The sequence below is a fragment of the Streptomyces sp. NPDC028314 genome, from assembly GCF_055565795.1.
On record NZ_JBVHTP010000009.1, the window covers coordinates 41,953 to 62,646 of the forward strand.

Genomic DNA, 20,694 nt, shown 5'->3' on the forward strand with positions numbered 1-20,694 from the left:
GGCAGGCGGCAGGCGGCAGGCGGCAGGCGGCAGGCGGCAGGCGGCAGGCGGCAGGCGGCAGGCGGTTCAGTCGACGGAGAGCCGGAACGTCATCCGCCCGAAGCCGATCTCGTCCCCGTCCCGCACCACGGCCGAGCCCGTCACCCGGCGCCCGTTGACGGTGGTGCCGTTGGTGGAGCCGAGGTCCTTGACCACCCACATCCCGTCGCGCAGGCCGAGCTCGGCGTGCGCCCGCGAGACGGTCTCGTGGTTGAGCCGCAGCCCGTTGCCCGGGTCGCGCCCGATCCGCAGCGGAACCGCGCTCGGGTGCGGCAGCAGCAGCTTCGGCAGCCGCTCGGCGTGCCAGGCGCGCCGGATCCCCACGCTCACCGCCGATGCCCGGCCCACCCAGCCGAACAGCCGACGGGTCCACGGGCTTTCGGCGCCCTGCCGGCTCTGGAGGTCGGCCGTCAGGACGGCCAGGTCCTCGGAACGCCGGGCCACCAGCGCGAGTTCCATGCGCCGCAGGAAGGTGTCGTGCGACAGCTTCCCGAGGGCCGCACCCTCCCTGAGCTGGCCCAGCGCCCGGTCGCGCTCGGCGTCGGACAGCCGCGGCGCGGGATAGGCGGAGAACTCGAAACTCGACGTCACAGGGTGATTGTCGGCCCGTCGGGGACGAAGTGTCCAGAACTCCCCCGCCGGGCCCGGAATGATGGGCACGATGCAGGCATGGCAGCGCCGGAGACGAGGGGACCGTCCGTGCAGTTCGAGGTGTGGGCACCGCTGACAGGTCGGGTCGCCATGCGACTGAACGACACCGCCTACGAGATGACGCCCGATCCGGGTCCGGGCCGGGACGGCTGGTGGGTGGTGGACGCCCCGGCCGCCGACGGCGACCGGTACGGGTTCCTGCTCGGCGACGATCCGCTGGTCCGCCCGGACCCTCGCGGGCGCCGGCTCCCGGACGGGCCCGACGGCCTCTCCGCCGTGGTCGACCTCACCGCACTGCACCCGGCGGCGCCGCCGCCCCGCACCCCGCTCCAGGACGCCGTCCTGTACGAGCTGCACATCGGGACGTTCACCCCCGAGGGCACCTTCGACGCCGCCGCCGCCCGCCTCCCGCACCTCACCGCGCTCGGGATCACGCACGTCGAGCTGATGCCGGTCTGCCCCTTCCCGGGCCGGCACGGCTGGGGTTACGACGGGGTGGCGCCGTGGGCGGTGCACGAGCCGTACGGAGGCCCCGCGGGCCTGGCCCGGTTCGTGGACGCGGCGCACACGGCCGGGCTGGGCGTGGTCCTGGACGTGGTCCACAACCACCTCGGGCCCTCCGGCAACCATCTCCCCGCCTTCGGCCCGTACTTCACCGACACCCACCACACCCCCTGGGGGGCGGCGGTGAACCTGGACGCGGCCGGCTCCGACGAGGTCCGCGCGTACTTCGCCGGCAGCGCCCTGGCGTGGCTGCGGGACTACCGGATCGACGGGCTGCGCCTGGACGCGGTGCACGCCCTGGCCGACGGGCGGGCGCTGACCTTCCTGGAGGAGCTGGCGGCGGCCGTGGACGAGCTGGCGGCGGAGACCTCCCGGCCGCTGTTCCTGATCGCCGAGTCCGACCGGTGCGACCCGCACACCACGGCCGCCCGGTCCGCCGCCGGCGGCGGGCTGGGGCTGCACGCCCAGTGGAACGACGACTTCCACCACGCCCTGCACTGCGCGCTGACCGGCGAGTCCCAGGGGTACTACGCCGATTTCGCCGAGGCCCCCCTCGGCGCCCTCGCCAAGACCCTGACCCGGGCCTTCTTCCACGACGGCACCTGGTCCTCCTTCCGGGGCCGCACCCACGGGCGCCCGGTGGACCGGCGCCGCACCCCCGCGCACCGCTTCCTCGGCTACACCCAGACCCACGACCAGGTCGGCAACCGGGCGCTGGGCGACCGGCTGTCGGCCTCCCTCTCCCCCGGGCTGCTGGCCTGCGCCGCGACGGTGGCGCTGACCGGGCCCTTCGTACCGATGCTGTTCATGGGCGAGGAGTGGGGCGCGGGCACCCCCTGGCAGTACTTCACCGACCACCCCGATCCGGAGCTCGCGGAGGCCGTACGGACGGGCCGGCGAAGGGAGTTCGCGGCGCACGGCTGGAAGGCCGAGGAGATCCCGGACCCCCAGGACCCGGCCACCCGGGAGCGCTCCTGCCTGGACTGGGACGAGCCCGAACAGGCCCCGCACGCCCGGCTGCTGGACTGGTACCGCACCCTGGTCGCCCTGCGCCGCGACCACCCGGACCTGCGCGACCCGGACCTGGCGGCGGTCCGGGTCGCCTACGACGAGGAGCGCCGCTGGGTCACCTTCCGGCGCGGCGAGGTGCGGGTGGCGGTGAACCTCTCCCCGGAGCCGGTGACGATCGCGCTGGGCCGCAACGGCGTGCGGGTGCTGGCCGCCTGGGAACCGGTCGAACACCCGGGTCCGGACGGGCGGATCCACGTACCGGGCGAATCGGCGGTGGTCCTCGGGCCGTAGCGCCAGGAGGGCGGCGGGAGCGTGGAGGCCCTGATGGAGGCCCCTATTCGACGATCGCCATCTCGCGCGGGGCGTTGTTGAGGCGGCGGACGCCGTCCTCGGTCACCGTCACGATGTCCTCGATGCGGACGCCGAAGCGGCCGGGCAGGTAGATGCCCGGCTCCACGGAGAAGCACATCCCGGGCACCAGGGGCTGCTCCTCGCCCTCGACCATGTAGGGCGGCTCGTGGGTGGTGACGCCGATGCCGTGGCCGGTGCGGTGGATGAAGCGCTCCCCGTAGCCGAACTCGGTGATCACCGCGCGGGCCGCCCGGTCCACCTCCTGGCAGCCGACGCCGGGCCGGACCGCCGCCACTCCGGCCTGCTGGGCCTCCCGGACGATGTCGTGGACGCGCTGCTCCTCGGGGGTGGGCTCGCCCACGTGGACGGTGCGGGAGATGTCGGAGCCGTAGCCGTGCTTGAGGCCGCCGAAGTCGAGGACCACCATGTCGCCGTGCCGGATGACCCGCTCGGCCGCCTCGTGGTGCGGGTCGGCGCCGTTGGGGCCGGAGCCGACGACGGTGAAGTCCACCTGGGAGTGGCCGTGGACGCGCAGCAGCGCGGCCAGGTCGGCGGCGACCTCGCTCTCCTGGCGGCCCGCGAACGGGACGTGCAGGATCTGGGCGTACGCGGCGTCGGCGGCGGCTCCGGCGGCCGCGAGCCGGGCCAGCTCCCGCTCGTCCTTCACGGCGCGGAGCATGGGCAGGACGTCGGTCAGCGCGGCGTACGCGGTCCCGGGCAACTCCCGCTGGAGGCCGAGCAGGTGGAGCGCCCAGGTGTTGTCGCTCACCCCGAAGCGGCCGCCGGCGTCGAGCAGGGGCGCGGTGACCGCGTACGGATCCTTCCCGTCGGTCCAGTCGCGCAGGGTCAGGGCGGCCCCGCCGGGGGCCTTGGCGGCGTCGGGGGCCTCCAGGGCGGGCACCACCAGCACCGGGTCCTGCCCGGCGGCGAGCACGAGCAGGGTCAGCCGCTCGGTGTCGGCGGGCCGGTAGCCGGTCAGGTGGGTGAGGTCGGGCCCGGGGGCGATCAGCAGGCCCGCCAGCCCCGCGTCGGCGGCGGTCTGCGCGGCGGCGGCCATCCGGGCGGCGTAGTCGGCGGAGGTGAAGGGCTCGGTGTCGGCGTACTGCGGGTCGTGGTCCATACGGGGATCCTGCCGTGCGGCGCGCGGCAGGGGCAGGGGCCGCGCCGGTCCGGTCGTGCGCCCCGGGCGGTCCGGGCGGCGGGGGCGGGGCCCCGGTCCGGGGCCCTCACCAGGCAGGACCCGGTGGTGCGGAGCCGCCCCCCGGTACGGGACGCGCCGGGCCGGGGAGCGCGTCCGCGCAATAACGCGTCGCGGGAGCACCCCGCCGATCGGCTATGCTGTGCTTGCACATCGAACGGGCGGTCTGCCGCCCGTCGTGGTGGGTGTAGCTCAGTTGGTAGAGCACCTGGTTGTGGTCCAGGTGGCCGCGGGTTCAAGTCCCGTCACTCACCCTGTTCGTCCCGTGAGGGGTACGAGGTTTCCTCGTACCCCTCACGGGCGTTTCCCCGCGCGCCGGCGCCGGGCTACCCCCGGAGGAAGGCCTCCACGGCGGTGGCGAAGGCGACCGGGGTCTCGTGCGGCGGGTAGTGGCCCGCGCCGGGGAGGGGGTGGACGCGGCAGTCGGGGTACCAGGCCTGCCAGGTGGCCCGCATCACCTCGGGGGTGAGCGCCAGGTCGTACTCCCCGACGAGGACCAGCACCGGGACGGTGTTCCCCTTGACGGCGGAGGACAGGTCGAGGGGCTGCCAGCTCTCGAGGTACGCGGCGAAGGCCTCGGGCCGGCTGACGGCCAGGGAGTGGGAGACCATCCGGTTCACCCAGTGGCGGCTCGCGCGGTTGCCCGTGACGAGGTCGAGGATGATCCGCCGGCTCTCGGCGTTCTCGGCGGCGCCGTGGAACAGCTCGTGGGTGACGTCGTCCATCTCGTACGGGGCGGCCGGGACCGGGTTGACTCCGATCAGCTTCTCGATCCGCTCGGGGGCGCGGACCAGGACCTGCTGCATGGCCTTGCCGCCCATGGAGTGGCCGAGCAGGGAGAAGGTGTCCCACCCGAGCTGGTCGGCCAGTTCGAGGACGTCGTCGGCGATCTCGGGGAGGCTGTACCGGCCGGGGACGTCCCGGCGGTCGCCGTAGCCCCGGTAGTCGAGGAAGACGTACGAGAACTCCCCCGGATCCAGGTACTCCAGCACGGAGCCCCAGTTCGCGGACGTGCCGAACCAGTCGTGCAGCACGATGACGCGTACGGGTCCGGTGCCGATCCTGCGGTGGGCGATGGCCATGCGTTCTCCCTCGGTGACGGGGCCGGAAGATCTGCCGCCGTACGTTCTGCCCACCGGGCCTACCATCACACCGTGAAGCCGATATCCCGCGCGGTGCGCGTCAGCGTCACGGATTCCCGGCGCCCCGAGGAGTGGCCGTACCATCCCACCGGCTACGAGATCCTCGACCCGGCCGAGATCGCGGAGGTGCTGGCCCGCTGGCCGGAGCTGGACCGCGACCCCCACTTCTCCTGCGCGTGCGCCGACCACGAGGGTGGGCTCAGGCTCTACGAGGCGAGCGGACAGTTCGTCCGGGCCCTGGCGGTCTCCCGCCCCGGGCCGCTGGCCCGGCTGCTCGACCCGGCGGACCCGGCCGGCATCCCGGCCCGCCACCGGGCCCGCTGGGCGGCGGCCGCGCCGGAGCCGCTGCGCGAGCACGCCGGGGCGCTGGCCAGGGGCGAGGCCCCGGCTCCGCCCGCGGCGCCGCTGCACCTGTTCTTCACCTGGCTGGGAACCGCACGGGAGCGGCCCTCGGACGCGGCTTCGCTCCTCGCCGCCGAGGCCCCGCTGCCCGCTCTGTCGGGCGCGCCCACGGAGGAACTGGCCTGGGCGGTCCGGGAGACGGACCGCGCGGGGCTGGAGGGCGCCGTGCGGTTCTTCGCGAGCGAGGCGTTCACCACCCGCCACCCCAAGCGGCGCCGGGTTCCGGACACCGCCCGTGACCTGCTGCTGCGGTACGCCCGCAGCCACCGCCCCGGCGACCTCGCGGTGCTGGAGCGGCGGCTGCTGCGTACGCCGGACGACCGCGTGAGGCGGTCGTGACCGTCGGACGGTCGTGACCATCGGGCGGTCCGGATCGTCAGACGGTCTGGATCGCCGGGTCGGAGACGCCCGGGGCGCCCGTTTCCACGTGGCCCGCGAAGCGGCGCAGGAACGTGGCGTCGGCGTCCGAGACGACCTTGACGTCGTACCAGCGGCCCGTGGTGCGGAGGTCGGCCGTGTGGGTCACCGTGGCGCCGGGGTTGACCTTGAAGGTCTGGGCCGCGCCGCCGTAGGCGTTGGTCACCGTGAGGTTGACCGCGGCCGCGGCGGCGTTGGTCAGCGTCAGGGTCAGGTTGCCGGTGGCCGCGTCATGGCGGGCCGTGACCTCGGGGCCGGCCTTCTTCGCCGGGCCCTTCCAGGTGCGCCGGAAGCCGTTCGGACCCCAGACCGTGAGGTTGATCTGGTTGCCGGTGGAGCTGCTGGTGCTCCAGGTGTCCGAGAGGGTCTTGCCCGCCTCGACCGTGTAGGGCCACGGGCCGTCCGTGCGGTTGCCGGAGGTGCTGTGGAAGTGGGCGCCCAGGGACTGGCCCGAGGCGAAGGTCAGGGTGAACTTGCCGGTGGAGACGGTCGCCTTGCCGTCCACGTACGGCTGGTAGCCCAGCGCGCGCGTCGGCTTGGAACCGGCTTCCTGCTTCGGCAGGGTGCCCGTGGCCGGCGGGACCGGGTGGTAGGACGGGTGCGCGTTGTGGTCCGGCGGGACGTAGCCCGCCGTGGAGGGCAGGGCGGCCGGGGACGCGTCCGCCCGGCTGAAGTCGAAGGCCGAGGTCAGGTCGCCGCAGACCGCTCGGCGCCACGGCGAGATGTTGGGCTCCTGCACCCCGAAGCGCTTCTCCATGAAGCGGATCACCGAGGTGTGGTCGAAGGTCTCGGAGCAGACGTAGCCGCCCTTGCTCCACGGGGACACGACGATCATCGGGACGCGCGGGCCGAGCCCGTAGGGACCGGCCGCGTAGCCGCCGCCACCGGCGTAGAGGTCCTTGGTGACGTCGGCCGTGGACAGGCCCCAGGAGGCGGAGGCGGGCGGGTACGGCGGCACGACGTGGTCGAAGAAGCCGTCGTTCTCGTCGTACGTGATGAAGAAGGCCGTCTTCGCCCACACCGCCGGGTTCGCGGTCAGCGCGTCCAGGACCTGCGAGATGTACCAGGCACCGAAGTTGACCGGCCAGTTCGGGTGCTCGCTGAAGGCCTCGGGCGCGGCGATCCAGGAGACCTGGGGCAGCGTGCCGCTGACCACGTCCGCGCGCAGCTTGTCGAAGTAGCCCTCGCCCGCCTTGGCGTTGGTCCCCGTACGCGCCTTCTCGTAGAGGGCGCTGCCGGGCTGGGCGTTGCGGTAGCTGTTGAAGTACAGCAGCGAGTTGTCGCCGTAGTTGCCGCGGAAGGCGTCGCTGATCCAGCCCCAGGATCCGGCGGCGTTCAGGCCGTCGCCGATGTCCTGGTAGATCTTCCAGGAGACCCCGGCCTCCTCCAGGCGCTCGGGGTAGGTCTTCCAGCCGTAGCCGGCTTCCTGGTTGCCGAGGACGGGGCCGCCGCCGGTGCCGTCGTTGCCGGTGTGGCCCGTCCACATGTAGTAGCGGTTGGGGTCGGTGGCTCCGATGAAGGAGCAGTGGTAGGCGTCGCAGACGGTGAAGGCGTCCGCGAGGGCGTAGTGGAACGGGATGTCGTTCCGGGTCATGTACGACATGGTGGTGGCGGTCTTGGCCGGGACCCACTTGTCGTACTTGCCGTTGTTGTACGCCTGGTGTCCGCCGGCCCAGTCGTGGTTGAGGCCCTCGACGAACTGCATGCCCAGGTCGTTGACCTGAGGGTTGAAGGGCAGTATGTCCTTCGTACCGTTGGACTGGTAGAAGACCGACTTGCCGTTGTCCTGGAGCACGGGACGCGGGTCGCCGAAGCCGCGGACGCCCTTCATCGAGCCGAAGTACTGGTCGAAGGACCGGTTCTCCTGCATGAGGACGACGATGTGCTCGATGTCCTGGATGGTTCCGGTGCTGCCCTGGGCGGGGATCGACGCGGCCCGGGCGATGCTCTCGTTCAGCATCGCGGCGGCGGCCGTACCGCCCGCGATCTGCAGGAACCTGCGACGGTTGAGTTCAGCCATGGGGTGAAGACCTCTGGGGGGGGAGGGGGAGTCGAGGGGCGCCCCAAGAACAGCGGTCCCGGGGGACCGGACGGGGATCCCTGTCTGACCTCGCGCGGTACAGCGAGCGAACGGAAACGGTACGGGGAACCGGGCGCGGTGCGACAGAGCGCGTACCGGATCACTTCGCCGGGCCCGGCCCGCGGAGGCCGGACCTCCTACTCAACACACCGGACGGCCGATCTGAGCATCCGTACTCAGGACCGGCGGATCGCCGCTTGCCATCGTGTGGGCATGCCCATTGAGCCATGTGAACCGGGGCCGCGCGCCGGGATAACCGCCGTCGGCAGCCTGCTGCCCGAGGAAGCCCTGTCCTCCGACGGCCTCCAGCGGGAGGTGGCCCTGCGCAGCGGTCTCGCGCTGCCGCCGAGGATGCTGGCGCAGGCCACCGGCATCGTGTCCCGCCGCGTCGCCGCCGAGGGGGTGTACGCCTCCACGCTCGCCGTGGGCGCGGCGCGCCGGGCCCTGGACTCCGCGGGGCTGACACCCCTCGACATCGACCTGCTGCTCTTCGCCTCCGCCTCGCGGGACGTGGTCGAGCCCGCCACCGCGCACATCGTGCAGGCCGAACTCGGTTCGAGGGCCCACGCCCTGGACGTCACCAACGCCTGCAACAGCTTCGTCAACGGGATCGACCTGGCCCGCTCGATGATCCTCGCCGGGCGGGCGCGCCGGGCCCTGGTGGTCACCGGGGAGACTCCGAGCCGGGCGGTACGGACCGCGCCGTCCGACTTCGCGGAGTTCCGCGCCGGTTTCGCCGGCTACACCTTCGGCGACGCGGGCGCGGCCGTGGTCGTGGAGGCGGTGGAGCGCGGCGGGATCCTGGACGTGGACACGGAGACCCACTCCGAGCACTGGGAGGTCGGGGGCATTCCGGGCGGCGGGTCGCGGCACCCCCGCGGGGACGCGTACACCTACTTCCGGGGCGACGGACACGCGCTGCGCGGGGTCTTCGAGAAGGTGGGCACGGCGGTCATCGACCGGACCCTGCACCGGACCGGCATGGACTGGGACGGCTTCGCGAAGGTGCTGGTGCACCAGGTGACCGTGCCGTACCTGGAACGGTTCGCGGAGCTGACCGGGGTTCCGGCGGGGAAGCTGGTGGTGACCGTACCGGAGCTCGGGAACATGGCGAGCGCGACCATCGGGGTGCAACTCGACCGGGTCTACGCTGAACTGGAGCCGGGGGAAAGGGTGTTGTTCGTCGGGCTGGGCGGCGGCATCAGCATCATGACGATGGTCTGGGAGAAGTCATGAGCCAGGCGCTGTGGGTGGTGGTGCCCGCGCACGAGGAGGAGGCGCGGATCGCGGACACCCTGCGGGCCCTCGCGGCCCAGCGGGACCGCGACTTCACCCTGCTGGTGGTCGACAACGCCTCCCGCGACGGCACGGCCCGCATCGCACGGGAGTTCGCGGCGCGGGCGCCCTTCGCGGTGGAGGTGATCGAGGAGCCGGAGAAGGGGGTCGGCTCCGCCGTGGACACCGGCTTCCGGTACGCGATCGGCCGCGGCGCGACCCTGCTGGCCCGGACGGACGCCGACTGCCTGCCGGGGCCGGGGTGGACGGGAGCGGCGCGGGGGGCGCTGGCCGGCGGCGGGCTGGTGTGCGGGCGGATCACCGCCCGGCGCGATGAGCACGGGCCGCTCGGGCGGGCCTCCTTCGCGGCGCTGGTGGCGCTGGCGGCGCTCTTCGGCCGGCTGCGGCCCGAGCACGCCCGCCGCAACGGCTTCCGGGCCCCGTACCGGATGCACGCCGGCAACAACATGGCCATCACCGCCGAGCTGTACCTGGCCGTGGGCGGGATGCCCCGGCGCCCCTCGCCCACGGACCGCCTCTTCCTCAACGCCGTACGCCGGCACACCGACCGCATCACGCGCTGCCGGGCGATGGTCGTGGAGAACTCGACGCGGCGGCTGCGGGCCTACGGGCTCCGCGGCACCGCCCGCTGGTACCTCGACCAGGGCAGCGGTACGCACGGAACGGACGACCCCCGCTGATGCTGGACCGACTCGACCACGCCCTGCGCGAGCGCCCCGGGCAGCCCGCCGTACTGACCACCACCCGGACCGGCGCGACCAGGGTCCGCGCGACCCGGGGTGAACTCGTGGAACTGGCCGACGCGTTGGCCGCCGCGCTGCACGCGCGCGGGCTGCGGGCCGGGGACACCGTCGGCGTGGCCGTACGGCCGGGGCCGCGGGCGCTGGCCGTGCTGCTCGCACTGTGGCGGCTCGGGCTGCGCGGGGCCGTGCTCGATCCCGGCGCGGGGCCGGAGGTGCTGCGGGCCCGCCTCGCGCTGGCCCGGCCCTCGCTGGTGCTCGCGGACGCGGCGGCGCAGGCGGTGGCGGGGTGGGCCCGGCCGCTCGCGAAGCGGGCCCGCCTCGCGCTGCCGGACCTGGCGGAGCTGGGCGGGCCGGTGGCCACCGTCGGGCCGCGGCTGCCGGGCTGCGCGCCCGCGCTGGACCTGCGGGCGCCGCGGACCGGGGTCCCGGTGCACGGGGACACCGATGGCGACGCGGTGATCGTGTTCACCTCCGGGACCACCTCGAAGCCCCGGGCGGTGGTGCACACCCGGGCCGGCCTGGCCGCCGGGATGGGCGTCGTCTCCTCCCTCTTCGACGCCCGGCCGGACGAACCGGTGCTCGGGGGGACCTTCTTCGTCCTGGTGCCCTCGCTCACGCGCGGCGCGCCCGTGGCCCTGCCGGCCCGCTCCCCCAAGGTGCTGGCCCGGCAGCTGCACCGGCTCCGCCCGCAGGACACCTACCTGACCCCGCCGCAGCTGCGGGACGCGCTGGGGGCCGGGGCCCGGTTCCACGGCCGGGTGTGGACGGGCTCGGCCCCGGCGAGCGCCGGGCTGCTCTCCCGGGTCCGGGACGCGGGCGCCGACCAGGCCTGGGGGGTGTACGCGCTGACCGAGCTGTTCCCCGCCGCGGCGGTGGAGTCCCGGGAGAAGGCCGCCTTCACCGGTCCCGGTGACCTGGTGGGAGCCCCCCTGCCCGGGGTGCGCGCCGAGCCGGACGCCGAGGGGCAGCTGCTGCTTTCGGGCCCGGCGGCCCGGGACCGCTACCTGGGGGAGGAACCCGACGCGTGGGTGCGTACGGGCGACCGGGCACGGCTGGACGGGGCGGGGCGGATCGTCCTGGAGGGGCGCTGCAAGGAGATGGTGCTGCGGCGGGCGGAGAACATCTACCCGGGCCTGTACGAGCCCGCGCTGCACGTGCCGGGGGTGGAGCTGGGCGTGCTCGTCGGGGTTCCGGCGGGCGACGGGGACGAGCGGCTCGTGGCGGTGGTCCAGCCGCAGCGCGGGGCGGCCGAACCCGCCCTGCGCGCCGCGCTGTCGGGACCGCTGCGGCGGATGGGCACGGCCCGGCCGGACGCGCTGCTGTTCGCGGACATCCCGCTGTCGGGGCGCTCGCGCAAACCGGACCGGGCGGCGACCTCGGCGCTGGCGGCGGCCCGGCTGGGGCCGGGCACCGGAGCCGGCGGGTCGCTCCCGCTGTGAGGTTCGCACCGGGACCGGCGCTGCCGGCCCGCCGACACGAAGGAAGCACTCCTGCGATGAACTCCCACGCACGGGCCCGGCGGCGCGACCGCCGGGTCTACCTCCGCAGCCACCCGCTGCTGTTCGGGCTGCTCGCCGCCACCCGGGGGCGTCCCGTACGACGGCTGGGCAGCGCCGTCCTGGTCCACGACGCGGACGCCTACCGCGAGGCGCTGACCCGCCTGCCGCTGGACCGGACCGCGGCGGGCACCACGGGCGGGGCGGCGCGGGCGGCGCTGCCGGAGGGCGGGGGCGTGCTGTTCGACCAGGAGGGGGGCGGCCACCGCGCGGACCGGCGCGGCCTCGCGGGCCGGCTCGGCGCGGACGGGGTGGCCCGGCTGCGCCCGGTGTGGCAGGCCTCGCTCGTACGGGGCCTGGCGCCCCTGTCGCGGGGCGGCGGGGTCGAGGTGGTGGACCTCGCGCGGGAACTGGCCGGGTCGGTGGTGTGCGCGCTGCTGGACTGCGAGGCCGATCCGCGGGTCCTCGCACGGGCGGCCGCCGATGCCGCCGCGGCTTCCGTGCGCAGTCATCTGCCCGGGCCGCCCCGGCCGGGCGCGGCAGCCGCGGCGGCCCGTACCGCCGGGCGGCTCCAGCGGCTGCTCGGCGGCTCCCCGGACGACGCCCTGGCGGCGATGGTGGCGGTGGCCGCGGTCAACACCACCGTGGCCGCGCTGCCCCGGGCGGTGGCCTGGTGTGCGGACGCCGGGCTGTGGGACCAGGCGGCGGACCCGGAGCTGCGGCCCCGGCTGGCCGACGAGCTGCTGCGGGTCACGGCCGCCTCGCCGCTGCTGCCCCGGGTGGCCGCCGCGGCCGGTTCGGTCGGGGGCTGCCCGGTGCGCGGCGGCGACCGGCTGCTGCTGGTCGCCCGGCACGCGGCGCAAGCGCACCGGCGGGATCCCGACGCCCGGTGTCCGGCCGGTCCGGGCACCGCCCGCCTCGTCTTCGGCGCGGGCCCGCACGTGTGCCCGGGGGCCCGGCTGGCCCGCGCCCAGCTGGCCGACGTACTCGCGGCGCTGGCTCCGCACCGGCCGGTGGTGACCCGGTCGCGGGTGGACCGGCGGGCCGCCCTGCCCGGCTGGCGTTCGCTGACCGTCCGGGCCGGCGCGTGAAGGCCCGTACGCGCATCGCGGTCACCGGTGCGAGCGGGTTCTGCGGCGGGCACGTGGCCCGGGAGGCCGCGGCCCGCGGGGCCGAGGTGGTGTCCCTGGGCCGCCGGCCGGGTCCGGCGCACGCGCACCGCTTCTGGGACGCGGGCCGCGACGAGCCGGACCTGTCGGGGGTGGACCTGGTCGTGCACTGTGCGGCCGCGGTCGGCGACCCGGCGCCCGGCTCCGCCGAGGAGGACCGGATGTGGGCGGTCAACGTCGACGGCACGGCCCGGCTGCTGCGGGCCGCGGCCGGGCGGCCCGTGGTCTGGGTCAGCAGCGCCAGCGTGTACGACCCGGGCCTGCCCCGGGACCCGGTCCGGGAGGACCATCCGCGCGCGGGCCACCTGAACGCCTACGGCCGGACCAAGGCGGCGGGCGAGGCCCTGGCCCTGGCGGCGGGCGCGGTGGTGCTGCGCCCGCGGGCCGTCTACGGGCCGGGCGACACCCAGCTGCTGCCCCGGCTGCTCTCCCGGGTCCGGGCCGGGACCCTGTTCCTGCCGGGGCCGGACGTGCGGCTGAGCCTGACGGCGGTGGAGAACCTGGCCGACGCCTGCCTGGCGGCGCCCGGCTGGGTCCCGGGCGCGTACAACGTGGCGGACGCGGAGCCGTACGGCCGCGACGCCGCCGTACGGGCCGTGCTGCGTGCCCACGGCGTCCGGGCCCGCATCCGCCGTCTCCCGCTGGGGGTGGCCCGTACGGCGGCGCGGCTCGCGGAGGCCGTGGCGAGGGGTGAACCGGCCCTGAGCCGCTACGCGGTGGACCAGCTGGCGCACCCGGTGGTGCTGGACCTGGGCCGGGCCAGGGCTCAGGGCTGGACCCCGGGCCGGACCCTGGCGGACCACCTGGGCTCGCTGACCGCGGTGCGCGGGGCGTGAGGCTCCGGCCCGGGTGGGGAGACGCTCAGCGCACGGGGGGACAGGGTGCCCCCACGGCCGCGCAGCGGTCCTCGAAGCCCGGCGGCAGCCAGCCTCCGGAGAGCAGCCTGGGGTGGGCCGGGAACGAGTGGTGCGCGGCGAAGGCGAAGATCAGCGATGCCCACAGGGAGTGGACCTGCACGGTGAGGTGGCCGCCGGTGTTGATGTTGCGGAACGAGCACTGGAAGACCTCGGGGCCGACCAGGTCGATCGTGTCCAGGCCCGTCCAGTTCAGGTCCAGGTAGCTCACCGGGTGGGCGAAGTAGGCCCGCCGGTCGGTGACCGTGAGCTCGCCCTGGCCTTCCAGCACCCAGCGGGGCTGCGCGTCCATGGCGGCCCTGTTCCTGCGGGCGGAGTTGCCGAGGGCTGAGCCGGCCATGGTGCCGATGACGAACGCCGGGCCGCCGAACGCGACCGTGCTGGTGTGCTGGTACGAGCCGTCGCCGAGCGCCCGCCAGGTCCAGCGGGCGGCCGGCCCGACGCCGACGGAGAGTTCGCCGGCCGCGAGCCGCACCGAGGTGGGAACGGGGGGACGTTCGAAGAGGCGTCCTTGCCGCAGGTCGTGCACCGCCCGGGCGGTGTACAGCAGGTGGTCGTCGAACACGCCCCAGGCGGCGGGTCCTTGCCCGGGCACCTGCCCTGCCGGATACGGGTTGTGTTCCACGCTTCACCGCTCCACATCAGCCGGGACACCAGTGGTCGCCATCTTACGGACCGTCCGGCGGTGCCACCGAGGGACGGCCGAACCCCGCCCGGGAAACGGCGGACCCCGCCGAGGACAGGCCTCGACGGGGTCCGGGCGTGCGGCCGGCGGCCTCAGCCCTCGGCGGGGGTGAGCCGCAGGGAGATGCTGTTGATGCAGTACCGCTGGTCGGTCGGGGTGGGGTAGCCCTCGCCCTCGAAGACGTGGCCGAGGTGCGAGCCGCACTTCGCGCAGCGGACCTCGGTACGGACCATGCCGTGCGAGACGTCCGCGATCAGCTCGACCGCGTCGGTGTCCTTCGGGTCGTAGAACGACGGCCATCCGCAGTGCGACTCGAACTTCGTGTCGGAGCGGAACAGCTCGGCGCCGCAGCCGCGGCAGGAGTAGACGCCCTCCACCTTGGTGTCGGTGTACTCACCCCGGAAGGCCGGCTCCGTGCCCGCGAGGCGGAGCACCTGGTACTCGGACGGCGTCAGCTCCGCCTGCCACTGCTCGTCCGTCTTCTCGACCTCGTACGACATGGTTCTCCCGCTCCTGGGTCCCTGGTCCGTCAGCTCGACAGGCGGGCGAGGATGGCCGGACCGAGGTCCGTGACATCGCCCGCCCCCATGGTGAGAACGAGATCGCCGGGCTTGGCCATTCCCGCGATGACGTCGGCCACGGCGGACTTGTCGTGCTCGGCGCCGACGTCGGCGCCCGCGTTGCGGGCGGCGGCGATGATCAGTTCGCTGGTGACCCCCGGGATCGGGTCCTCGCGGGCCGGGTAGATGTCCAGGACCACGGAGGAGTCGGCGAGGGCGAGGGCCTGGCCCATCTCCTTGCCGAGCTCCTGGGTGCGCGAGAAGAGGTGGGGCTGGAAGACGACCAGGATGCGGGCGTCCCCGGCGGCGCCGCGGATGGCCTCCAGGTCCGCGGTCATCTCCGTGGGGTGGTGCGCGTAGGAGTCGATGACCTGGACGCCGGACGCCTCGCCCTTGAGCTGGAGGCGGCGCTTGACGCCGGTGTACTTGCCGAGGGCGGAGGCGAGGTTGTGCGCCGGGATGCCGAGCGCGACACCGGCGGCGAGGGCCGCGACGGCGTTGTGCGCGTAGTGGCGGCCGGGCACGGAGACGGTGAAGGTGAGCATCCGGCCGTCGATGACGACGGTGACCTCGCTGGTCAGGCCGCGCGGGGTGATCTTCACGATCCGGACGTCGGCGGTGTCCTCCTCGCCGTACGTGACGACGTTCAGGCCCTCGTTGCCGCCGACGCGGGCGGCGATCTCGGCGGCGCCGGCCTGCCCGTGGGCGACGACGAGGGTGCCGCCGGGGACGACCTTGCCGACGAAGGTCTCGAAGGACTCGTAGATCTCGTCCATCGACGCGTAGTTCGCGTGGTGGTCGAGCTCGGCGTTGAGGATGATCGCGACCTGCGGGGTGTACTTGTGGAAGCTGCGGTCGCTCTCGTCCGCCTCGGCCACGAAGATGTCGCCCTCGCCGTGGTGGGCGTTGGAGCCGGGGGCGTCGAGGTCGCCGCCGATGGCGTACGAGGGGTCGAGGCCCAGCGCCGAGAGGGAGACCGCCAGCATCGAGGTGGTGGTGGTCTTGCCGTGCGTACCGGCGACGGCGATCGGGCGCAGCCCGTCCATCAGGCCGGCGAGGGCGTCGGAGCGGTGCACGACGGGGATGCCGAGTTCGGCGGCGCGGGCCAGCTCCGGGTTGTCGGCGCGGATGGCGCTGGAGACGACCACGCAGGTGGAGTCGTCGGCGAGGTGGCCGGCGGCGTGCCCGATGTGGACCGTGGCGCCGTGGGCGCGCAGCGCCTGGGCGGTCTCGGAGTCACGGGCGTCGCTGCCGGCCACCTTCGCGCCGCGCTGGGCGAGGATCTTCGCGATGCCGGACATGCCGGCGCCGCCGATGCCGATGAAGTGGGGCCGTTCCATGGCGGTCGGCAGGCCGGGCTTCATTCAGGTCGCTCCAGGAATCGAGTACGAGAGGTGAACCGGACCCAGCCTATTCGTTGTGGGCGAAGAGCTTGAGCACCGGAACGCCGACCTTGTGCCGGGCGCGGGAGGCCCAGTCCCGGTGGAAGAACTCCTCGACGAAGTGCGGCGCGGTCAAAACGATCACCTCGTCGGCGTCGTTCTCCTCCACCACGGCTTTGAGCTTGTCGAGCGGATGGTCCCCGATGATCTGCCCGGTGGCGTTGGCGCCCTTCTGGCGCAAGGCGTTCAGGGAGTGGGCCAGGGCGTGCGCGGCGGGGCCCCGGGCGGCTTCCCCCTCGGGTTCGTCGCCCTCGCGGATGGCCTCGGGAAGCTCGCCGAGGGCCACGTCGTCGATGGCGCGGAGCAGCCGGTCCTGGTCGCCCCGCGGTTGCATCAGGACGACGAAGGAAACCTGGTCGTCTCCGTGCAGGGTGGTGACGAAGTCCACGTCCACCGTGGTCAGCGGCTGCTCGATCATCAATACGCTCGTGAACACGGACGCCCTCTCCTTCATGGGCCGGGGCCGGTCGGCCGGCCCCTGCGGAAACCATCCTGCCCCGCTGTCGCGCGGGGCCTTGCGCGGATATGTCTGCCCAGGTATGTGCCCTGCGGAAGCTAAGCGGAACGACAAATTCCGCCCCTTGTCAGATCCGACGGTAGCTCGTGAAGAGGAACCCGGCCTCTTCCAGTACGGAGGCGGGTGCGAGCCGGTGCGGAACCGTGACGGAGGGACCGCCGGCGATCCGCTGGGCGGCTCCGGCCGTGAGCATCGGGGAGATCGTCAGGCACAGCTCGTCCAGCGCGTCGGCGGCCACGAACTGCCCCAGCAGCCTCGGCCCGCCCTCGGTGAGCTGGCGCCGCAGCCCCCGGTCCGCGAGCTCGCGGACCGCCCGGGCGGGGTCCACGGCGGCCCCGTCGCCCGCCACCACGACCTCGGCCCCGGCCCCGGCGGCCTCAGCCATCCGGTCGGAGGACGCGGTGGCGCCGGTGAGCACCAGGGTGGGCACCAGCGGGGAGGTGAACAGGGGCAGCGAGAAGTCCAGGTCCAGGCTGGCGGTGATCACGGCGATGGCGGCGGCCGGTCCCTGTCCGGCGGCGGTGCGGCGGGCCGCGAAGGCCTCCCGGGCGCGGGCGGGGCGGTAGCCCTCCTGGCGAACCGTTTCCGCGCCCACGACCACCACATCGGCCAGCGCCCGCAGGGTGCCGAAGATCCGCATGTCGGTCTCGCCGGAGATGGGCTGCGAGCGCCCGTCGTGCTGGGCGGCCCCGTCCAGGGTGGAGACCATGTTGGCCCGCAGCCAGTGGGCGCCGTCGTCGAGAGCGGGGTACGCGTACGCCTCCGCGAGCTCGTCCAGCGACCACTCCCGGTCGTCCTGGGCTGCTGGTGTCTGATCGGTCACAGGGAACAGGCGTCGCATCGGTGCAGTGTGACACGCCCCGTAGAGTTAAGGGCTGTGTCAACCTCTCTCCCGACCTCTGGTCCTGCCTCCGGGCGGCCGCCGATAGCCGAAGCCGGCCCGCAGGCCCTGTGCGCCCGCGCTCCGCACGTGCCCGCCGAGCGGCTGGTCGCCGAGATGGTGCCGCCGCCGCGCTTCGACTCGGTGCGCTTCGACACGTACGACCCGGACCCGGCCCAGCCGAGCCAGGCCGAGGCCGTCACCGTCCTCAGCGGCTTCGCCGCCGGTCTGGGCGGGGCCCACGCCAGCGGCGGCGGCAAGCGGCGCTGGTTCTCGAAGAAGCCCGCCGCGCCCGCCACCGCTGCGCGCGGGGTGTACCTCGACGGCGGCTACGGCGTCGGCAAGACCCACCTGCTGGCCTCCGTCTGGCACGCGACCCCGGCCGAGCCCGCGCTGAAGGCCTTCGGCACGTTCGTGGAGCTGACCAACCTGGTCGGCGCCCTCGGCTTCCAGCAGACCGTGCAGACGCTGGGCGGACACCGGCTGCTGTGCATCGACGAGTTCGAACTGGACGACCCGGGCGACACCGTGCTCGTGTCCTCGCTGCTCAGCCGCCTGGTGGAGCAGGGCGTGGCGCTGGCCGCCACCTCCAACACGCTGCCCGGCAAGCTCGGCGAGGGCCGCTTCGCCGCGGCCGACTTCCTGCGCGAGATCCAGGGGCTGTCGGCGCACTTCCGGCCGCTGCGGATCGACGGCCAGGACTACCGGCACCGGGGCCTGCCGGAGGCGCCCGCGCCGTTCTCGGACGAGCAGGTGGCCAAGGCCGCGTACGCGACCCCCGGCGCGAGCCTCGACGACTTCCCGGGCCTGCTGGAGCACCTGGCGAAGGTGCACCCGAGCCGCTACGGGGCACTGACGGACGGGATATCGGCCGTCTGCCTGACCGACGTGGGCCCGGTGCCGGACCAGTCGACGGCGCTGCGGCTGGTGGTCCTGGCCGACCGGCTGTACGACCGCGAGATACCGGTACTCGCCTCGGGCGTGCCCTTCGACCGCCTGTTCAGTGAAGAAATGCTCAACGGCGGCTATCGGAAGAAGTACTTCCGCGCCATATCCAGGCTCACCGCCCTGGCACGCGACGCGAAGGGGCTGGTGGCCCAGTAGGTTTGGCAACGCTGGGCCGTCCGCCCGTACGGATCCTGCGATCCGTGTACGCGCGGCCCGGTCGTTGCCACTTCTGCGAAGGGATCCACCATGGCCACCACGCGTACCGCCCACACCGACTGGGAAGGCAACCTGCTCAAGGGCTCCGGAGTCGTCACCCTCGACTCCTCGGGGCAGGGCTCCTTCGACGTCTCCTGGCCCTCGCGCGCCGAGGCCGCGAACGGCAAGACCAGCCCGGAAGAGCTGATCGCCGCCGCGCACTCCAGCTGCTACTCGATGGCCCTCTCGCACGGCCTCGACGGTGCGGGCACCCCGCCCACCCGGGTGGAGACCAAGGCCGACGTCACCTTCCAGCCGGGCGAGGGCATCACCGGGATCCACCTGACCGTGCGGGCCGAGGTTCCGGGTCTGGACGCGGAGGGCTTCGCCGCCGCCGCCGAGGACGCCAAGAAGAACTGCCCGGTCAGCCAGGCCCTGACGGGCACGACGATCACCCTGAGCGCCGAACTCATCTGATCCGGCCTCCCCTGCGGTGCCACCCGGCGCACGGGCCCGTGGGCCCGGTGGCACCCGGCGGGGTGACGGTACGGCGGGCGGGGCCGCGTCGGGCCCGGGCGGAGCCGGGTGCGTGGTAACACGGCCCGGTCACCTGCCGCCCGCCACCGCCCGGAGTCGCCGATGTCCGTCACCCGCCGCAGCCTGCTCACCGCCGGCGGCCTCGGCATCGCCTTCAGCGGGGCCCTCGGCGCCCTCTTCACCGCGAGCCCGGGCGCAGCCCCGGCCACCCGCGGCTACGGCCCGCTCGTGCCCGATCCGGACCGGCTGCTCGACCTGCCCTCCGGGTTCTCCTACCGGGTCCTCTCGCGCGCCGGAACCCCGCTGCGCTCCGGCGAGGGCACCGTCCCCGCCAACTGCGACGGCATGGCCGCCTTCGCCGCGGGCCGCGGCGGGGCCGTCCGGCTGGTGCGCAACCACGAGAACCGGACCACGGCCACGCTGCGCGTCCCCGCCGTCGGGGGACTGACGTACGACCCCCGGGCGCTGGGCGGCTGCACCGTCCTGGAGCTCGGCCCCGACGGCCGGGTCACCGCCGAGCGCGTCGCCCTCGCCGGCACCGCCGTCAACTGCGCGGGCGGCCGCACGCCCTGGAACACCTGGCTCAGCTGCGAGGAGACCGAGGACCGGGCCGGTACCGCCGGGTACACCGAGGACCACGGCTTCGTCTTCGAGGTCGACCCCGCCGACCCCCGCCGCTCGGGCGCGGTCCCGCTGAGGGCGATGGGCCGCTTCGCCCACGAGGCCGTGGCCGTGGACCCGTACCGCGGGGTCGTCTACGAGACCGAGGACGCCTTCGTCGAGCCCTTCGGCCTGTTCTACCGGTTCCTGCCCGCCAGGCCCCTCGGCGGCCCCGGCTCGCTGCGGGCCGGCGGGGCGCTGGAGGCCCTGCGCGTGCCCGGGATCCCGGACCTGGCCGTGGTGGACGAGCCGGGGGCCGAGTTCCCGGTGGAGTGGGTCCCCGTACCGGACCCCTCGGCGGCCGGCACCCCGATCCGCCTCCAGGACTTCGGCCGGGGCGGGATCACCCACGCCCAGAAGCTGGAGGGCTGCTACTGGGGCGACGGCGGCGTCCACTTCGTCTCCAGCTACGCCCGCAGCGGCGAGGGCGCCGGCGCCGACCACCACGGGCAGGTCTGGTTCTACGACCCCCGGCGCGCCCGGCTCCGGCTCGACGTGGTCTTCGGCCCGGCCGCCGACGTCCAGCTGCCCGGGGACTCCCCCGACAACATCTGCCTGGCGCCGGACGGCGGCCTGATGGTGTGCGAGGACGGCGGCGGGGCCCAGTACGTCTTCGGGGTGACCGCGGGCGGGGAGGTCTACCCGATGGCCCGCAACGCCGATGACATCGGGCGGCCCGGGGCCCCCGAATGGGGGGAGTTCGCCGGGGTCACCTTCTCGCCCGACCGGCGGACGATGTACGTCAACGCCTACGCGCCCGGCACCACCTTCGCCGTGACCGGCCCCTGGCACTGACCTCGCGTCGCGGGTCCGTCCGATGTGCTGCACCATCGGACGGACCGGCGGCGATGCGGAGG

Annotated in this window: 19 protein-coding genes and 1 tRNA gene; 11 read left to right on the forward strand and 9 right to left on the reverse strand. The window is 74.5% G+C overall.

Annotated features, from left to right (window positions below; all coding sequences use genetic code 11):
* Positions 1-66: 66 nt before the first annotated feature.
* Entirely contained in the window at positions 67-630 is a 564-nt protein-coding gene (locus tag ACZ4TG_RS21130; protein WP_468164955.1) for an FHA domain-containing protein, read from the reverse strand.
* A gap of 108 nt (positions 631-738) precedes the next feature.
* On the opposite strand from ACZ4TG_RS21130, the gene treZ reads away from it, so the two are divergent.
* On the forward strand, positions 739-2,496 hold the full coding sequence (gene treZ / locus ACZ4TG_RS21135) for a malto-oligosyltrehalose trehalohydrolase (protein ID WP_468165480.1): 1,758 nt from the start codon (positions 739-741) through the stop codon (positions 2,494-2,496).
* Positions 2,497-2,539: 43 nt separating this feature from the next.
* Here the strand turns inward: treZ and ACZ4TG_RS21140 are convergent, their stop codons facing one another.
* Positions 2,540-3,676 carry an aminopeptidase P family protein gene (locus ACZ4TG_RS21140; protein WP_468164957.1) on the reverse strand — a complete coding sequence of 379 codons (1,137 nt, stop codon included), beginning with the start codon at positions 3,674-3,676 and terminating at the stop codon, positions 2,540-2,542.
* A 259-nt stretch (positions 3,677-3,935) separates the two neighbouring features.
* Here ACZ4TG_RS21140 and ACZ4TG_RS21145 point away from each other — a divergent pair.
* A tRNA-His gene (locus tag ACZ4TG_RS21145) sits at positions 3,936-4,008 on the forward strand.
* A gap of 72 nt (positions 4,009-4,080) precedes the next feature.
* Here the strand turns inward: ACZ4TG_RS21145 and ACZ4TG_RS21150 are convergent.
* On the reverse strand, positions 4,081-4,836 hold the full coding sequence (locus tag ACZ4TG_RS21150) for an alpha/beta fold hydrolase (RefSeq protein WP_468164959.1): 756 nt from the start codon (positions 4,834-4,836) through the stop codon (positions 4,081-4,083).
* 72 nt (positions 4,837-4,908) lie between these two features.
* Between ACZ4TG_RS21150 and ACZ4TG_RS21155 the strand changes: the two genes are divergently transcribed.
* Positions 4,909-5,637: a hypothetical protein gene (locus tag ACZ4TG_RS21155; protein WP_468164961.1), complete on the forward strand. Its 729-nt coding sequence runs from the start codon at positions 4,909-4,911 to the stop codon at positions 5,635-5,637.
* 37 nt (positions 5,638-5,674) lie between these two features.
* On the opposite strand, the gene ACZ4TG_RS21160 is transcribed toward ACZ4TG_RS21155, so the two are convergent.
* Positions 5,675-7,735 (reverse strand): phosphocholine-specific phospholipase C, encoded by a 2,061-nt coding sequence (locus ACZ4TG_RS21160; protein ID WP_468164963.1) that lies wholly within the window; start codon positions 7,733-7,735, stop codon positions 5,675-5,677.
* Positions 7,736-8,008: 273 nt separating this feature from the next.
* Here ACZ4TG_RS21160 and ACZ4TG_RS21165 point away from each other — a divergent pair, with 273 nt between their 5' ends.
* From ACZ4TG_RS21165 to ACZ4TG_RS21185, 5 genes are read left to right on the forward strand one after another with little or no spacing between them, the layout of a single operon-like run.
* Entirely contained in the window at positions 8,009-9,031 is a 1,023-nt protein-coding gene (locus ACZ4TG_RS21165) for a 3-oxoacyl-ACP synthase III family protein (RefSeq protein WP_468164965.1), read from the forward strand.
* Complete coding sequence (locus ACZ4TG_RS21170) at positions 9,028-9,771, forward strand: glycosyltransferase (protein WP_468164967.1); 744 nt, start codon at positions 9,028-9,030, stop codon at positions 9,769-9,771. The genes ACZ4TG_RS21165 and ACZ4TG_RS21170 overlap by 4 nt, the downstream gene beginning before the upstream one ends.
* Positions 9,771-11,273 carry an AMP-binding protein gene (locus ACZ4TG_RS21175; protein ID WP_468164969.1) on the forward strand — a complete coding sequence of 501 codons (1,503 nt, stop codon included), beginning with the start codon at positions 9,771-9,773 and terminating at the stop codon, positions 11,271-11,273. The genes ACZ4TG_RS21170 and ACZ4TG_RS21175 overlap by 1 nt, the downstream gene beginning before the upstream one ends.
* 56 nt (positions 11,274-11,329) lie before the next feature.
* Positions 11,330-12,421, forward strand: coding sequence for a cytochrome P450 family protein (locus tag ACZ4TG_RS21180; protein WP_468164971.1), 1,092 nt, complete (start codon positions 11,330-11,332; stop codon positions 12,419-12,421).
* Positions 12,418-13,335 carry an NAD-dependent epimerase/dehydratase family protein gene (locus ACZ4TG_RS21185; protein WP_468164973.1) on the forward strand — a complete coding sequence of 306 codons (918 nt, stop codon included), beginning with the start codon at positions 12,418-12,420 and terminating at the stop codon, positions 13,333-13,335. The genes ACZ4TG_RS21180 and ACZ4TG_RS21185 overlap by 4 nt, the downstream gene beginning before the upstream one ends.
* 25 nt (positions 13,336-13,360) lie before the next feature.
* Here ACZ4TG_RS21185 and ACZ4TG_RS21190 read toward each other — a convergent pair whose 3' ends face one another.
* The 5 genes from ACZ4TG_RS21190 to ACZ4TG_RS21210 all read right to left on the reverse strand — a co-directional run bounded on the left by ACZ4TG_RS21190 (position 13,361) and on the right by ACZ4TG_RS21210 (position 17,458).
* Positions 13,361-14,038 carry a hypothetical protein gene (locus ACZ4TG_RS21190; RefSeq protein WP_468164975.1) on the reverse strand — a complete coding sequence of 226 codons (678 nt, stop codon included), beginning with the start codon at positions 14,036-14,038 and terminating at the stop codon, positions 13,361-13,363.
* 152 nt (positions 14,039-14,190) lie between these two features.
* A complete protein-coding gene (msrB, locus tag ACZ4TG_RS21195; RefSeq protein WP_468164977.1) occupies positions 14,191-14,598 on the reverse strand; it encodes a peptide-methionine (R)-S-oxide reductase MsrB in 408 nt (135 codons plus the stop codon).
* 29 nt (positions 14,599-14,627) lie between these two features.
* Positions 14,628-16,022, reverse strand: coding sequence for a UDP-N-acetylmuramate--L-alanine ligase (murC, locus tag ACZ4TG_RS21200; protein WP_468164979.1), 1,395 nt, complete (start codon positions 16,020-16,022; stop codon positions 14,628-14,630).
* 46 nt (positions 16,023-16,068) lie between these two features.
* The gene (locus ACZ4TG_RS21205) at positions 16,069-16,536 is read right to left on the reverse strand and encodes an indole-3-glycerol phosphate synthase (RefSeq protein WP_468164981.1); all 468 of its coding nucleotides are present in this window, start codon (positions 16,534-16,536) and stop codon (positions 16,069-16,071) included.
* A gap of 148 nt (positions 16,537-16,684) precedes the next feature.
* Positions 16,685-17,458 (reverse strand): pyrimidine reductase family protein, encoded by a 774-nt coding sequence (locus ACZ4TG_RS21210; RefSeq protein WP_468164983.1) that lies wholly within the window; start codon positions 17,456-17,458, stop codon positions 16,685-16,687.
* Between the two features lie 36 nt (positions 17,459-17,494).
* Between ACZ4TG_RS21210 and zapE the strand changes: the two genes are divergently transcribed.
* The 3 genes from zapE (at position 17,495) to ACZ4TG_RS21225 (ending at position 20,632) form a co-directional block, all read left to right on the forward strand.
* The gene (gene zapE, locus ACZ4TG_RS21215) at positions 17,495-18,601 is read left to right on the forward strand and encodes a cell division protein ZapE (RefSeq protein ID WP_468164985.1); all 1,107 of its coding nucleotides are present in this window, start codon (positions 17,495-17,497) and stop codon (positions 18,599-18,601) included.
* Positions 18,602-18,691: 90 nt separating this feature from the next.
* Positions 18,692-19,117 carry an OsmC family protein gene (locus ACZ4TG_RS21220; RefSeq protein WP_390351083.1) on the forward strand — a complete coding sequence of 142 codons (426 nt, stop codon included), beginning with the start codon at positions 18,692-18,694 and terminating at the stop codon, positions 19,115-19,117.
* A gap of 162 nt (positions 19,118-19,279) precedes the next feature.
* Positions 19,280-20,632 (forward strand): alkaline phosphatase PhoX, encoded by a 1,353-nt coding sequence (locus ACZ4TG_RS21225; protein ID WP_468164987.1) that lies wholly within the window; start codon positions 19,280-19,282, stop codon positions 20,630-20,632.
* Positions 20,633-20,694: the final 62 nt, after the last annotated feature.

What these genes read in the sequence shown, in the direction of transcription:
- ACZ4TG_RS21180 (WP_468164971.1), top strand. Translation starts at nt 11,330, where the DNA reads ATGAACTCCCACGCACGGGCCCGGCGGCGCGACCGCCGGGTCTACCTC.
- ACZ4TG_RS21220 (WP_390351083.1), top strand. Translation starts at nt 18,692, where the DNA reads ATGGCCACCACGCGTACCGCCCACACCGACTGGGAAGGCAACCTGCTC.
- ACZ4TG_RS21175 (WP_468164969.1), top strand. Translation starts at nt 9,771, where the DNA reads ATGCTGGACCGACTCGACCACGCCCTGCGCGAGCGCCCCGGGCAGCCC.
- ACZ4TG_RS21225 (WP_468164987.1), top strand. Translation starts at nt 19,280, where the DNA reads ATGTCCGTCACCCGCCGCAGCCTGCTCACCGCCGGCGGCCTCGGCATC.
- ACZ4TG_RS21150 (WP_468164959.1), bottom strand. Translation starts at nt 4,836, where the DNA reads ATGGCCATCGCCCACCGCAGGATCGGCACCGGACCCGTACGCGTCATC.
- ACZ4TG_RS21140 (WP_468164957.1), bottom strand. Translation starts at nt 3,676, where the DNA reads ATGGACCACGACCCGCAGTACGCCGACACCGAGCCCTTCACCTCCGCC.
- ACZ4TG_RS21170 (WP_468164967.1), top strand. Translation starts at nt 9,028, where the DNA reads ATGAGCCAGGCGCTGTGGGTGGTGGTGCCCGCGCACGAGGAGGAGGCG.
- msrB (WP_468164977.1), bottom strand. Translation starts at nt 14,598, where the DNA reads ATGTCGTACGAGGTCGAGAAGACGGACGAGCAGTGGCAGGCGGAGCTG.
- ACZ4TG_RS21165 (WP_468164965.1), top strand. Translation starts at nt 8,009, where the DNA reads ATGCCCATTGAGCCATGTGAACCGGGGCCGCGCGCCGGGATAACCGCC.
- murC (WP_468164979.1), bottom strand. Translation starts at nt 16,022, where the DNA reads ATGAAGCCCGGCCTGCCGACCGCCATGGAACGGCCCCACTTCATCGGC.
- ACZ4TG_RS21160 (WP_468164963.1), bottom strand. Translation starts at nt 7,735, where the DNA reads ATGGCTGAACTCAACCGTCGCAGGTTCCTGCAGATCGCGGGCGGTACG.
- ACZ4TG_RS21210 (WP_468164983.1), bottom strand. Translation starts at nt 17,458, where the DNA reads ATGCGACGCCTGTTCCCTGTGACCGATCAGACACCAGCAGCCCAGGAC.